Source organism: Rhizobium leguminosarum bv. viciae (genome assembly GCF_012276115.1).
GTDB classification, from domain to species: domain Bacteria; phylum Pseudomonadota; class Alphaproteobacteria; order Rhizobiales; family Rhizobiaceae; genus Rhizobium; species Rhizobium leguminosarum_T.
Map to the genome: position 1 here is coordinate 30,447 of NZ_WIEU01000028.1, position 12,913 is coordinate 43,359.

Below are 12,913 nucleotides of genomic sequence, written 5' to 3' on the forward strand. Positions count from 1 at the left end.
AGAGTTAGAAATTATTGCTGACGTTCCCAGACCTGTGAACGTCCGAGCAACGACACGCCGATAAAGCCGCGCACGTTGAGCTTCGTGCCGCCGTTGGTGACGGAAATCTTGCTGCTGTAGACCTTGCCATTGTCCGGATCGAGAATCTGGCCACCGGTATATTCGTCGCCGTCCTTCTTCAGGCCGCTCAGGATGACCAAGCCAACGACCGGCGCGTTCTTGAGCGCGCCTTCGCATTTCGCGCAGGTCGGGCTTTCGTTCGCGGCGAGAAAGACTTTTTCGATCCTGCCCTGCAATGTGCCATTTGACTCGGTAATTCGGACCAAGGCCCTCGGCTTGCCGCTGACGTCATCGACATTCCGCCACAAGCCAACAGGCGAGGTATTGTCAGCCCATGCCGCCGATGACATGAGGGCCGCAGCGGCGGTGAGTGCGAAAACGGTGGACCTTCTTAATATATGCAATGCTGTCAGCTCCTTGAATTGCGTTGAACGCGTGTGTTGCTGGATAGGCGTAAAGTCGGCTGGGAAGGGGCCAGCGTCGCAGAGGTCATGAAAATCCGGTGAGCCGCCGAGCTCTCCAAGGGTTCTAGTCTGCGACCGTGATGACCACCTTGCCCTTCGCGCGCCCGGTCTCGACATAGGCCAGCGCATCCCCGGTCTTCTCAAACGGGAACACCTTGTCGACGACCGGGCGGATCGCGCCCGATTCGATCAGCGAGGTGATTTGACCCAATTGCTGCCCTTCGGCGCGCATGAACAGGAACGAGTAGCGAATGCCGAGACGCTTGGCTTTTTTTCGGACTCCTCGGCTCAGCAGGCGCAGCACCAGTTTCAGAAACAGGTTCAGGCCAAGTGCCCCGGCGAAAGCGGGATCGGGCGGACCGGAAATGGAAATGAGCTGGCCGCCCGGCTTCAGCACAGCCAGAGATTTTTCGAGCGTCTTTGGATCCTGGCTGTTCAGCACGAGATCGTAACCCGACAAGACCTTCTCGAAATCCTGCGTCTTGTAATCGATCACCACATCCGCCCCGAGGCTTCTGGCCAGCTCGGCATTGCCAGCGCTCGTCGTCGTCGCGACGGTCGCACCGAGATGCTTGGCGAGCTGAATGGCGAAAGTCCCGACCCCGCCGGAACCGGCCTGAATGAAGACCTTCTGGCCGGGTTTTACCTTGCCCACCTCGACCAGCGCCTGCCACGCGGTCAGCCCCACCAACGGGATGGACGCCGCTTCCGTCATGCTGAGGTTGTTCGGCTTCAGCGCCACGTCGGCTTCATCGACGGCGATGAATTCGGCGAATGTGCCGACCCGATGATCGCGCGGCCGCGCATAGACCTGATCCCCCACCTTGAACCGCCTGACCCTGGATCCGGCCTTGACGACCGTTCCGGCAACGTCGTGCCCCAGGACGAAGGGTGGGCGATAGGGAAGAATAAGCTTGAACTCTCCATCCCGAACCTTGGAGTCCAGGAGGTTTACGGCCGTGGCCTGAATCCGGACCAGGACATCATTGTCCTGCAATTCCGGTTCGGGCAGGTTGGCCAGACGCAAAGCGCCCTTCTTCTTGTACTTATCAACGACGAATGCCCTCACGAGGCTTTCTCCAATTCGAAGTCTATTGTGGTATCAGGCGCCAAGGAAGGACAAAGCCTTCGGCACGAAATCGGCGTAGTTCTGGAAAATTCCGCCATGCCCGGCGTCCTTGTAGACAACCAGCTCCGCTCCGGGGATGCGCTGGGCCATATCGGCGCTGTTGACGGTCGGAACCATGATGTCATCGTCGCCATTGGCGATCAGGACCGGAATAGTGATACGGCCGAGATCCTGAGGCGCCTGCCGCCCCCAGGCTTTGATCGCCTGGAGTTGGCGCAGGAAAGCCCTTGGAGTTGGCCCCTTGTCCCTTCCCGCCTTCCGCTCTTTCAGTCGATCCAGAAAGGCTTTCGCGGCTTGGCGACCATTGGCGGTGGACGTGAAGAACAGATAGGTTTTTGGGTCGCGCAACGTCAGCAGACCTTTGATAATGAGGGGCCAGGATATCGCTCCCACCTTCTCGATGCCCCGGCCTCCGGCGGGACCGGTACCGGCTAAAATAAGTTTGCGCACGAGATCGGGGGCTTTCAGCGTGATGTCCTGCGCGACAAATCCCCCGAGAGAAAATCCAAGCAGATCGACTTTTTTGAACCCAAGCGTTCGGATCAACGCGATCGTGTCGCGTGCCATGTCGTCGATGGTCAGAGGGGCCGTACCGCCTGAGGCGCCGATACCTCTGTAATTGGTGGCGATTACGTGATGCCTGGTGGCGAGACCATCGACAATGCGGGGATCGAAATTGTCCAACACCGCGCCCCAATGGTTGAGAAGAATGATCGGCACGCCACCCTGGGGGCCAAGGTCGCGATAGGCAAAAGGGGTTTTCCCAACATTGATCCAGAGGTTGGGCGCCTCGGCATAACACGTGGCAGACCGAAGATATCTTACAGAAGTGTTCATCGTTTACTCCAATATCCGGCCCGAACCGGCAGGGCTGGGTCGGAGAGAAAGCACGCAGCTTCGGTCGCTCTACATTTTAATGACAACTGTCATCATAATAGGATTAATGATACTCGTCATCAAAGTTGTCAAGCGGAATTTTTCTCAGCCGAATCAAACGCCATCTCCCGCAGGCTGGTACGCGGATCGCTCGAGCCAGGAAGGGTGCAAAGATCACCACGGTCGGGATGGTCTATTCTCACTTCAAACTTCGTCATGAGCCCGAGTCGCTCCTCGCTACATGCCGATCCCGCGCTCGCCGGCGATGACCGAACTCGACCGGGCCGAGATTTTTCGCCGAAAGTCACGGAGACCGTTGCATTTCCATTCTTGATCAGTCACTCTAGAACAATTGATAAAGAATCGGGGCGACAATGGGCCGAACGCGGGAATTCGATGAGGAGGCAGTGCTGAAGGGGGCGATGCACATCTTTCGCAAGCACGGCTATCAAGGGGCGTCGATCCGGGATCTCGAGGAGGCGACCGGGCTCAAAGGCGGAAGCATCTATCACGCTTTCGGCGACAAGGCCGGCCTCTTCGACGCGGCGTTCGGGCATTACAACCGGACGGTGCTGGAGGGACGGATCGAGCGGTTTGCGCCGCCGGGAACCGGGCTTAAAGGCTTGCGCGAATTGTTCCTTTCGCTCCTGCATGAGCCCGACGATGGCTCGCTCGGCTGCCTGATCACCAATATGGCGGTGGAATTCGGCGGCGGCGCCGATCGGCATCCCCGTGTCGAGGCGGCGCTCGGCCTCCTTCGCACCACATTCCGCTCAAGGCTGACCGAGGCATCGACCTTCGTTCAGGACGCCGACGGTGCCAAGGCGGACAGGACAGCCACCCGCCTTCTGGCCTTCTATCAGGGCCTTCTGGTGCTCATTCGCGGCGGCGACGACAAGGCCGGCCTGCGGCAGGCGATAGAAGACGAATTCAATCAATTGGAGACGATATTATGACACCTGAGGCCCTCTGGAATCGATATGCAGCCATCTGGTCGCTGGATGCTTCCGCTCGTGAGCCGGAAATGCTGGCTTGCCTCGCTGACGATGTGACCTATTGCGACCCGAATGGAACGATCGCCGGGCGCGCCGGTCTCTCGGCTTACATGGCCGGCTTCAAGGAGAGCATGCCGGGAGGCCGGTTCAAGATATTGAGCGTCCTCCACCATAATGACCGTTCGCTGGCGCGCTGGGTACTGCGCCAGGAAGACGAGAGGGTCTTGCAGACCGGCGCGAGCTTCGGGGTGATTTCCGATGGCCGGCTCGGCGCGATCACCGGCTTCTTCGATCCTCTGGCGGAGCAGCACCCATGAATAGCGAGGCGACACGCGGGCTGGCGCTCGACTTTGCGAGCCAGATCGCCCCAGCCGGATGCATCGATATCAGGCGCTTCTTCGGCGGCTCCGCCCTGGTTCGAAACGGCGCGCAGTTCGGGTTCGTCATGAAGGGCACTTTGTATCTCCGCGTCGACGCAGCGATGCGCGCGGAGTTCGAGGCAGATGGCTGCGAACCGTTCAGCTACCGCGCTGCCGGCCGGACGGTGACGGTTCGCCGCTACTACGCCGTTCCCGCACATGTGATCGATGATCCCGCGCTGCTGCACAGCTACGCGGAGCGTGCATTGCACGCGACCGCCACGCCCGGCCACCGGCTCGCCGATACGCTCCAGGCCGTCACCACGTCTGGCTGATACCCAGCCCGGCGCTCGCCATCGGGGCGAAAAGAGGGACCGACATCGCTCGCCCCCCTCTTTTGCAGGCGCCGGAGGCAACAGATTCCAATTCAGGTATTCAAGCCGCCATCCACCGTGAGGATGGTTCCGGTGATGTGCCTTGCGGCCGGGCTTGCGAGGAAAGCCACAGCCGCCGCCACATCTTCCGGCGTACCGTAACGGCCAAGTGGGATCAGGGCACGCTGGAAGTCGGCGAAGTCGCCATTGGCGGGATTCATATCGGTGTCGGTCGAACCCGGCTGGACCAGGTTTACGGTGATATCGCGAGATCCGAGTTCCCGCGCGAGGCCGCGGGTAAACGAGTGGAGCGCGGATTTTGTCATGAAATAGACCGTGCCGGTGTCGCCGACGATGCGTTCGGCGCCGACCGAGCCGATGGTGATGACGCGGCCTCCCGCCTGCAAATAGGGAATGGCGGCCTGCGAAGCGAGCAGAGGCGACCGCACATTGACATCAAGCAGCGCATCGATCTGCTCGACGCTGACGTCGGCGATCGCACCATAAAGCGCGATTGCGGCATTGTTGACGAGAATGTCGAGACCGCCAAGTGCCTGGGCCGCCTCGTCGACCGAGCGCTTCACCGCCGCCGGATCGGCGCTGTCGGCCTGGATGGCAAGCGCTTTGCGGCCCTTGCCCTCGATCGCCCGGACGACTTCGGCGGCGCGGTCGGCCGAACGCTCATAGGTGATGGCGACATCAGCGCCTTTGTCGGCAAGCGCCAATGCGATGGCGGCGCCAATGCCACGCGAGCCACCTGTGACGAGGGCACGCTTTCCAGCCAGTTCTGTCATGATCTTCTCTTTCTGTAGTGATCGACACATAAACAGCTAGGCACGTTGCGACGGGGTGTCAATGGGTTTATATAATGATCGATGCAAAAATCGGATGAGATGTTGAACGTCGATGAAACCCCTGCCCGCGGTCGCGGGCGGCCGCGGGCGTTCGATCGGGAAGCCGCCTTGGCGCAGGCGACCCGGCTGTTCTGGATCAAGGGCTTCGAGGCGACCTCGATCGCCGACCTCACCGAGGCGATGGGGATCGGATCGCCGAGCCTTTACGCGGCATTCGGTTCGAAGGAGGCGCTCTATGCCGAGGCGCTGCGCCACTATCGCGACAACAACGAGGCGCTCGTCTGGGCAGGCTTCTTTTCCGCGGGCACGGCGCGTGAAGCGGTGATGTCGTTGCTGATGGATTCGGCCGCTGCCCTGACCGGCTGTGTCGCGGATATTCCCCGCGGCTGCATGGTGACGCTCTCCTCGGTCGGCAGCGAGGGCCACGCGGACCTCGGTGAACTCGTGCGAACTGCCCGCGCCATCACGCTCGACCGCCTGAAGCAGCGCCTGAACCAGGCGATATCAGCAGGCGAAATTCCGGTCTCGACCGACGTCCACGCGCTTGCCCGCTTCGTGCAGACCGTTCAGAACGGCATGTCGATCCTGGCCCGCGACGAAGCGACCCGCGGCGAACTGGAGGCAGTCGCCGAACTGGCCATGCTGGGTTGGGACACACGAACCGGGGGTGCTGAACGCAGGCAAGGCTGATCGCGTTTCGAATATCGTTACGCGGATGCTCCTGCGTCACCTTTGGTCAGTCGGTCGCGGAAGCTTGGTAGGATCGCCGGTGCGCCGGCATTCCAGAGAGCCTCATCCTGAGGTGCCCCGAAGGGGCCTCGAAGGACGAGGCGGGCATTCCGGCGTCGGATCTATGCAAGGAGCGGCGTTGCGGCGTGTCTTTCGAGGCGATCCTGCGGATCGCACCTCAGGATGAGGCGCGTTGGAGGATGCCGCCGCCTGGCTCCCTCTTCTCAGCGGGATCGGAGAAAGGGTGAGGGGTAGCCCTTCGCGCCAATCGTCCGGGAAACCGTTCGCACTTTCCGGCATCATGTCCTGAACACTCAAATCTCCCCAGCCGACGGCCCCCACACATCCGTCAGCGCAAAACCGTTCGGATGCGGATCGAAAGGGTCCAGCGCTACCTGGGTCAGGCCGAAGGTGAAGCCGCGGCCGGTGATGGTGGGGATGACGGCGGGGCGGCCGGCCACTTCGGTCACTGCCTGAAGGCCGACTTCGAATTCGGAGCCGATGATCGATTTCGAGGTGAAAATATCACCGACCTTGGCCTTGCCGCGGGCATAAAGCGTGGCGAGATTGGCGGAATTGCCGGTGCCGCATGGCGAGCGGTCGGCCCGGCCCGGCCACATGGTGGTGCAGGTACGCACCGTGCCGTCGGCTTCGGTATCACGGAACATGACATAGGCGACGCCGGAGATCGCCGGGATCTCGGGATGGACGACCTTGATGTCGCGGTTGATCAGCTCCTTGAGGATCATGCCGGCCTGGACGAGGCCGGCGGCATTGGCCTTCTCGATCGTCAGACCGATCTGGCCGACATCAACAAGCGCATAGAAGATGCCGCCATAGCAGATATCGGCTTTGATCCTTCCCCAATGCGGCGTGTCGATCGCGACATCGAGCTCATGCACGAAGGACGGCACCATGGTCAGCCTGACCTTCTCGCAGCGCCCGTCGCGGCAGGTCGCCGTCGCCTTGACGAGGCCGGCCGCGGTTTCGAGTGTCACGATCGTCTCCGGCTCTTTCATCTCGACGATGCCGGATTCGAGGAGCGCCGTGGTGACGCAGATCGAGTTCGAGCCGGAACTCGCATGCGCCTGGTCGGGCTGCAGGATGATGAAGGCGGCGTCGGCCTCCGGGTGCCGTGCCGGCAGCAGCAGGTTGACCGAGCCGATCGGCGCGCCGCGCGGCTCCAGGCAAAGGAAGCGGCGAAGCTCGTCACCCTTCGGATCGGTGTTCAGCCAATGCAGCTGGGCGGCAATGGTATCGCCGGGGATCTTCGGCACGCCGCCGATCGCGACGCGGCCGATCTCGCCTTCGGCATGGACATCCAACAGCTGGATCGTGCGCTTCCATCTCATATCGAAAACTCCAGATCAGACGTGGCGGGTGACGCCGCCATCAACGCGAATATTCTGGCCGGTGATATAACCGGCGCCATCGGAGAGCAGGAAGGCCGCGGTCTTGGCGATCTCCTCCACATGGCCGATGCGCTTCATCGGGACCGTCTCGGCGGTCCCGGGCTTGTGGTTGAGGCTGTCGATATAGCCCGGCAGGATGCAGTTCATGCGGATATTGTCGGCCGCATAACGATCGGAATAAAGCTTGGTGAAGGCGCCGGCGGCGGCGCGATAGGTGCAGGAAACCGGGAAGACCAGCGTCGGCTCGTAAGCCGCGAAAGTGGTGATGTTGACGAAGGCGCCATTGCCCTGCTTCAGCATGACCGGCGTCACCAGACGCGCCATGCGCACCAGCGACAGGATCATCATGTCGGAACCGAGCGTCCAGTTCTCGTCCGATATATCGAGCAGATCGCCCTTCGGTGGATGGCCGCTCAGGTTGACGACGGCATCGATGCGGCCATAGGTCTTCATCGTCAGGTCGAAGATCGCCTTGAGATCCTCGGCCTTTTCGGCCACGCCGCGCGAAGCGACGCCGCCAAGTTCGGCCGCCAGCTTCTCACAGCTTTCCGACGGCGACATCAGCGCCAGCCGATAGCCCTGCGCGGAGAGCTCGCGGGCGATTGCCTCGCCCATGCCGCGGCCGCCGCCGGTGATCAGCGCTACGGGTCTGGTGGTTTCGGACATCGGGACCTCCTAATAACGGTCTATGCGGAACGGGGTCATATCGAGGGATGGTTTGAGCCCGGTTACCATATCGGCGATCACCAGCGCTGTCGTTGCCGAAAAGGTCAGGCCGAGATGGCCGTGGCCGGTCGCATAAAAAACATCAGGCATTTTCGACGAGGGCGAGATGATCGGGATCGTATCGGGCAGCGCCGGACGATGCCCCATCCATTCCGTCGTCTCCTCGACCTTCAGGCCGGGCAGCGCGCGCTGGGCATGGCGCACCAGCACCCGCGGACGGCGGAAATCCGGAGCAGCATCAAGGCCGGCGAGTTCGACATTGCCGCCGACCCGGATGCCGCCCGCCGTCGGCGTCACCATGAAGGCGCGATGCGGCCAGATCACCGAATAGCGCATCGCGATGCCGGGCTTCATGATCTGCGTGTGATAGCCGCGCTCGGTTTCGAGCGGGATCGGTTCACCGAGCTTTTCGGCGAGGAAGCGGGTGTGGACGCCGGCGGCAAGCACGACCGAACCCGCCTCGATGCGGCTGCCATCATCGAGGAGAACGACGGCGGTGCCGTCACCCCTGCGCTCGATATTTCGCACAGTGCCGGAAACGAAAGTCGTGCCGGCAGCCTTTGCGGCGTCGGTGAGTTTCACCACCAGCTTGTAGGGATCGCGGATCGACTTGTTGTCGGGAAGCAACACGGCTTTGGCGATCGCCGGCGACAGAGTGGGTTCGTAATATTGGATGGCGCCATTGCTCAAAACCTCGAATTCGAGGCCGTAGCGCTGCATCATGGCGAGATGGCCGCGATCGGCAGCAAATTCCGCCTCCGTCTCGTAGATCGCCAGACATCCTTCCTCGGTCATCAATTCGGGTGCGCCGATCGCCTCGAGCATCTGCCTGAAATCGCCGAGCGCGCGGTTGGACAGGCTCATGCCGGCATCCTCGATCTCTCGGAGACGCGAGGGCCGGCCGGCGGCGAGGAAGCGCAGGAACCAGGGCAGCATCCTGGCCGCATAGGAAGGCCGCAGCCAAACCGGACCTTCCGGATCGAGCAGCCAGCCGGGGATCTTCCTCCAGGTCGAAGGGCCGGAACCGGCGGCAAAATCGAGCGCAATGCTTGCCATATTGCCGAAAGAGGTGCCGCGTCCCGGCTCGCCCTTGTCGATCAGCGTCACCTCAAACCCGCGTCGCTGCAGCTCGAAAGCGATCGAGGCGCCGATCACGCCCGCGCCGACGACCGCCACACTCTTCTTCGTCTCATCCACCATGCCATCAACCCATCGCACGGCAGACAGAATTGCCGTCGTGGATCTGATATATCACATCAAGATGCGATGCCTAGAGAATTTCCGTTTTCTCCGAATCACACAAATTCTCTATCTCTTTATTTTTTTGCAATTCCGAAACGCAAAACCGCTCTGCACTTTTGCTGGAATTGCTCAGTGGAATTTTTACTGGCTTTCCGGCAGGCCGGCGCCGACGCTGTCGCCGACCGAACCTACAGTGTTGTTCATCGACTGGCCGAGACGTTTCAGCTGGGCGTCGTAGTTGCGCCGGGTGCGCGGATCGAAGATCGCAATCGGCGTGCTGACGGCAACACTGACAGCACTTCCGGCGGTCTGGGCAGCGCCCATCGCCACCGCGCCGACGGCCTCGCCGAGACCGACATTGGAATCGGTGATCGTCTGGCCGGCAATCAGCCGGTCGCCGATCAGCTGCACCACCTCCGGGCTTTCGGCGAACTTGCCGTGGTTCAGCCGGTCGCCGCCCTTGAGCTTGGTAAGGTCGAGCACGGTGATGCCGGCCGCCTCGAGCTTGCTGCGGTAAGGTTCGGCAGAGGGATCGATCTGGCCGAGCCGGTCGACATTGCCGGAGATGCGCCGTGACAGCGCCAGAGCCCGGTCGTCCTGCGAGACGAAGATGGTGAAGTGCGGCCTTTCCTTGCCGAGGCTTGCGAACTGGCGCCCGAAGACATCGACATCGAGATCCGGCGAGGCAAGGATGACATTGTTGATCTTCGGAGCGACGTGGCCGTTGCGGATCGCCATCTGCCTGAGCGCTTCGACCGTCAGCCACGTTCCCATCGAATGGGCCATGATGGTGATGTCGCTGACAGCCGGATTGGCGGCGGTGCGGGTCAGCAGCTCCTCCAGCGCATCGCGGGAATAGTTGGTGCTTTCCTTGTCGTAATTATAATCGAAGATGCTGCCGCGCGACGGCCAGGTGAAGACAACGGGGGCGACGTCGGCATGCGAATCGTGGACGATCTGCGCGAAGCGGTAGACGGCGTCCTCGTATCGATTGTTGAAGCCGTGGACGAAAACGAGCACGCGGCGGCTCTTCGGCATATGGGTCTTCAGCCAGGTCTCGCCGGCCCGCTCGCCTTCCAAGGGATCGACGGAGACGGTGACGAAATCGCGCAGCGGATCGGCCGGCAGGCGGCTTGGCCATTGCACCTGGCCGACCTTGCGATTGGCTTCCGGCGGGATCGAAACATCGACAGCATTGACGGCGAGCCCGGTGCCGCGTTCGCCGGAGAAAAGCACGGCAGGATTGTCGTCGGCAGCGCGCGTCGTCGCGACGAGAAGATCGACCTTCGACGTGCCGGCCGGCACGGTGCCGGCCGCCTGCATGACACCGACCGGCCTGCCGCCGCAGCCGGCGAGCGCCATCGTTGCAATCAGAAGACCTGTCAGAGCCGCGGGCAAGCCGCGTCTTTTGCCGATCATGACCAACTCCAATCGGTTCACGCACCGGACAGGCGGCGCCCGTCCAAATAGTCCGACGAGGCTTGCCGAGTCAAACCGCGGGAGGTGGACAAGAGCAATCCCCTGCGAAAACCACTGCGCGCTTTTGCTGGAATTGCGCCTGAAACTTTCGGCTACCCCCGGCGTTTTGCCCGATCAGGTTCAATCGATGGATCACGGTGATGAAATTGCTCGGGATCACATGCTTATCGACATTGATGCTGATGCCTTCGCTCGGCTCGACGGAGACGCTTGGCGAGGCCGATATCCGCCGCGACATCATCGGCAAGACGGTCTACCTCTCGACGCCGCTCGGCGGCGAACTGCCGCTGATCTTCCGCTCGTCCGGCAAGGTCGACGGCAACGGCCAGGCGATCGGTCTCGGCCGCTATGTCAAATCAAGCGATACCGGCCAATGGTGGATCGATGCCAACCGCCTCTGCCAGAAATTCCAGAGCTGGAACAAGGGCAAGCCGATGTGCTTCGAACTCGAACGCGCCGGCGCCAACACGATTAAATGGACCCGGGACAACGGCAAAACCGGCGTTGCCCGGATCGGCAATTGATCGATTTCGACTTGGAGAGATCGGGGAAAAGAAAAAAGCCCGACGCGGGAGGAGGTGCGCCGGGCTCTTGATCCTGACTGACAACTGGGAGGAGGAGTGTTGTCAGTCCGATGTAAGAGCGCTGGGAGGAGGAGTGCGCTGCTTACGAAGATAGTAATAGCCAATTCTTTTGATTCGGAATAGAGAAAATACCGCAATGCAGCAATGCGCTGAGCGCAATGCTTGCTTCCTAGATGGCCTGCCGCCGCCTCATTTTACGGCATGTTTGACCAGGTGGTCAAAATTATGCCGATTGCGGCCTCGGGGATCGCCGACTTGCCCCTCATCCGCCTGCCGGCACCTACCGGGGTCGAGCCACGGGTCTCGACCCGTCCTTCAGACCCCCGCTCGCGGGGCGAAGGGGATATGCCGCGCCCTCTCGATTCCCTCTTCTCCCCAGCGGGGAGAAGGTGCCCGTAGGGCGGATGAGGGGGCCGGCGAAGCCGGTCTTTTCAGCAAAGCGTAGCGGGATAGGTGGGAAGGGCGTGCCGTGTGGCCCCCTCATCCGACCCTTCGGGCCACCTTCTCCCCGCTGGGGAGAAGAGGGAGCCAAGCCGCACCCTCTCCGTTCTTCGCCTTGTCAAGCAGCCTTGAAGACCTTGCTGCCCTCGGCGTCGAGGGCGGAAAATTCTTCGTTCGAGAGGGTGATCTCGACGGCGGCGACGTTTTCCTCGAGATGCTTGACCTTGGAGGTGCCGGGGATCGGCAGCATGACCGGGCTGCGCTTCAGCACCCAGGCGAGTGCGATCTGGCTGGGTGCTGCATTGTGCTTTTTGGCGATCGTATCGAGCAGCGAGCCCGGCTTGGCGAGGTCGCCGGCGGCGAGCGGATACCACGGGATGAAGCCGATATTGTGCTTGGCGCAATAGTCGAGCACGTCCTCGCTGGTGCGGTCGACGAGATTGTAGCGGTTCTGGACGGTCGCGACCTTGAAATGCTTCGAGGCGGCCTCGATGTCGGCAACGGATACTTCGCTCAGACCCGCATGGCGGATGAGGCCGGTATCGAGCAGCGATTTGATCGCATCGAATTGTTCCTTGGCCGGCACCTTCGGATCGATCCGATGCAGCTGCCAGAGATCGATCTGCTCGACGCCGAGATTGCGCAGGCTCTTATGCACTTGCTGGATCAGATATTCCGGACGTCCCAGAGGCAGCCAGATATCGGGGCCGTGGCGGGTCAGGCCGCCCTTGGTGGCGATGACAGACTTGCCGCCATAGGGATGCAGGGCTTCCTTGATCAGCCATTCGGAGACATCGGGGCCGTAGGAATCGGCCGTATCGATGAAGTTGACGCCGAGTTCCGGCAGGCGCTTCAGCGTACGGATGGATTCGGCATGATCGGAAGGCTCGCCCCAGATGCCCTTGCCGGTGACGCGCATGGCGCCGAAACCGAGACGGTTGATCTCGATATCGCCACCGATCTTGAAGGCGCCTGACTTTGCCGCGTTGTATTGGGCTGCGTTGTGACTGGACATGGTCTTTCCTCTCTTATCAATCAAATATTGAAATCGGTGGAACGGTCGGAGGCGGTTGAACAGCCGCAGCACGGATGCCGAGGCTTTCGAAGATGCCTTCGAGCGCGAATGTCTGCCCTGATCGAAAGCGATGCCCGGCATGGTGAAGATCTGCCTATCGCGGGGATCATCAGA

Annotated in this window: 15 protein-coding genes; 5 read left to right on the top strand and 10 right to left on the bottom strand. The window is 61.7% G+C overall.

The window, feature by feature from the left end; all coding sequences use genetic code 11:
• Positions 1-11 precede the first annotated feature (11 nt).
• The 4 genes from GFM02_RS35285 to GFM02_RS35505 form a co-directional block, all read right to left on the bottom strand.
• Positions 12-641 (bottom strand): DUF2147 domain-containing protein, encoded by a 630-nt coding sequence (locus GFM02_RS35285; protein WP_246792505.1) that lies wholly within the window; start codon positions 639-641, stop codon positions 12-14.
• Complete coding sequence (locus GFM02_RS31220) at positions 589-1,593, bottom strand: NADP-dependent oxidoreductase (RefSeq protein ID WP_168272406.1); 1,005 nt, start codon at positions 1,591-1,593, stop codon at positions 589-591. The genes GFM02_RS35285 and GFM02_RS31220 overlap by 53 nt, the downstream gene beginning before the upstream one ends.
• Before the next feature lie 33 nt (positions 1,594-1,626).
• Positions 1,627-2,490: an alpha/beta fold hydrolase gene (locus GFM02_RS31225; RefSeq protein WP_168323818.1), complete on the bottom strand. Its 864-nt coding sequence runs from the start codon at positions 2,488-2,490 to the stop codon at positions 1,627-1,629.
• Positions 2,491-2,618: 128 nt separating this feature from the next.
• Positions 2,619-2,747 (bottom strand): hypothetical protein, encoded by a 129-nt coding sequence (locus tag GFM02_RS35505; RefSeq protein ID WP_260682840.1) that lies wholly within the window; start codon positions 2,745-2,747, stop codon positions 2,619-2,621.
• Between the two features lie 156 nt (positions 2,748-2,903).
• Here GFM02_RS35505 and GFM02_RS31235 point away from each other — a divergent pair, with 156 nt between their 5' ends.
• From GFM02_RS31235 to GFM02_RS31245, 3 genes are read left to right on the top strand one after another with little or no spacing between them, the layout of a single operon-like run.
• The gene (locus tag GFM02_RS31235) at positions 2,904-3,485 is read left to right on the top strand and encodes a TetR/AcrR family transcriptional regulator (RefSeq protein WP_168323819.1); all 582 of its coding nucleotides are present in this window, start codon (positions 2,904-2,906) and stop codon (positions 3,483-3,485) included.
• On the top strand, positions 3,482-3,841 hold the full coding sequence (locus GFM02_RS31240; protein ID WP_131661724.1) for a nuclear transport factor 2 family protein: 360 nt from the start codon (positions 3,482-3,484) through the stop codon (positions 3,839-3,841). Before GFM02_RS31235 ends, GFM02_RS31240 begins: the two co-directional genes overlap by 4 nt.
• The gene (locus tag GFM02_RS31245) at positions 3,838-4,218 is read left to right on the top strand and encodes a TfoX/Sxy family protein (protein ID WP_168323820.1); all 381 of its coding nucleotides are present in this window, start codon (positions 3,838-3,840) and stop codon (positions 4,216-4,218) included. The genes GFM02_RS31240 and GFM02_RS31245 overlap by 4 nt, the downstream gene beginning before the upstream one ends.
• A gap of 92 nt (positions 4,219-4,310) precedes the next feature.
• On the opposite strand, the gene GFM02_RS31250 is transcribed toward GFM02_RS31245, so the two are convergent.
• Positions 4,311-5,051, bottom strand: a complete 741-nt coding sequence (locus tag GFM02_RS31250) for an SDR family NAD(P)-dependent oxidoreductase (RefSeq protein ID WP_168323821.1) — start codon at positions 5,049-5,051, stop codon at positions 4,311-4,313.
• Between the two features lie 81 nt (positions 5,052-5,132).
• On the opposite strand from GFM02_RS31250, the gene GFM02_RS31255 reads away from it, so the two are divergent.
• Entirely contained in the window at positions 5,133-5,801 is a 669-nt protein-coding gene (locus GFM02_RS31255) for a TetR/AcrR family transcriptional regulator (RefSeq protein WP_205930544.1), read from the top strand.
• A gap of 353 nt (positions 5,802-6,154) precedes the next feature.
• Here the strand turns inward: GFM02_RS31255 and GFM02_RS31260 are convergent, their stop codons facing one another.
• The 4 genes from GFM02_RS31260 to GFM02_RS31275 form a co-directional block, all read right to left on the bottom strand.
• Positions 6,155-7,192: a 4-hydroxyproline epimerase gene (locus tag GFM02_RS31260; RefSeq protein WP_168323823.1), complete on the bottom strand. Its 1,038-nt coding sequence runs from the start codon at positions 7,190-7,192 to the stop codon at positions 6,155-6,157.
• Between the two features lie 15 nt (positions 7,193-7,207).
• Positions 7,208-7,918 (bottom strand): SDR family oxidoreductase, encoded by a 711-nt coding sequence (locus tag GFM02_RS31265; RefSeq protein ID WP_168323824.1) that lies wholly within the window; start codon positions 7,916-7,918, stop codon positions 7,208-7,210.
• A gap of 9 nt (positions 7,919-7,927) precedes the next feature.
• A complete protein-coding gene (locus tag GFM02_RS31270; RefSeq protein WP_168323825.1) occupies positions 7,928-9,178 on the bottom strand; it encodes an NAD(P)/FAD-dependent oxidoreductase in 1,251 nt (416 codons plus the stop codon).
• 183 nt (positions 9,179-9,361) lie between these two features.
• Complete coding sequence (locus tag GFM02_RS31275) at positions 9,362-10,639, bottom strand: alpha/beta hydrolase (RefSeq protein ID WP_168323826.1); 1,278 nt, start codon at positions 10,637-10,639, stop codon at positions 9,362-9,364.
• Between the two features lie 200 nt (positions 10,640-10,839).
• Here GFM02_RS31275 and GFM02_RS31280 point away from each other — a divergent pair, with 200 nt between their 5' ends.
• Positions 10,840-11,223: a hypothetical protein gene (locus GFM02_RS31280; RefSeq protein ID WP_168323827.1), complete on the top strand. Its 384-nt coding sequence runs from the start codon at positions 10,840-10,842 to the stop codon at positions 11,221-11,223.
• A gap of 619 nt (positions 11,224-11,842) precedes the next feature.
• On the opposite strand, the gene GFM02_RS31285 is transcribed toward GFM02_RS31280, so the two are convergent.
• Positions 11,843-12,739 (bottom strand): aldo/keto reductase, encoded by an 897-nt coding sequence (locus GFM02_RS31285; RefSeq protein WP_168323828.1) that lies wholly within the window; start codon positions 12,737-12,739, stop codon positions 11,843-11,845.
• Positions 12,740-12,913: the final 174 nt, after the last annotated feature.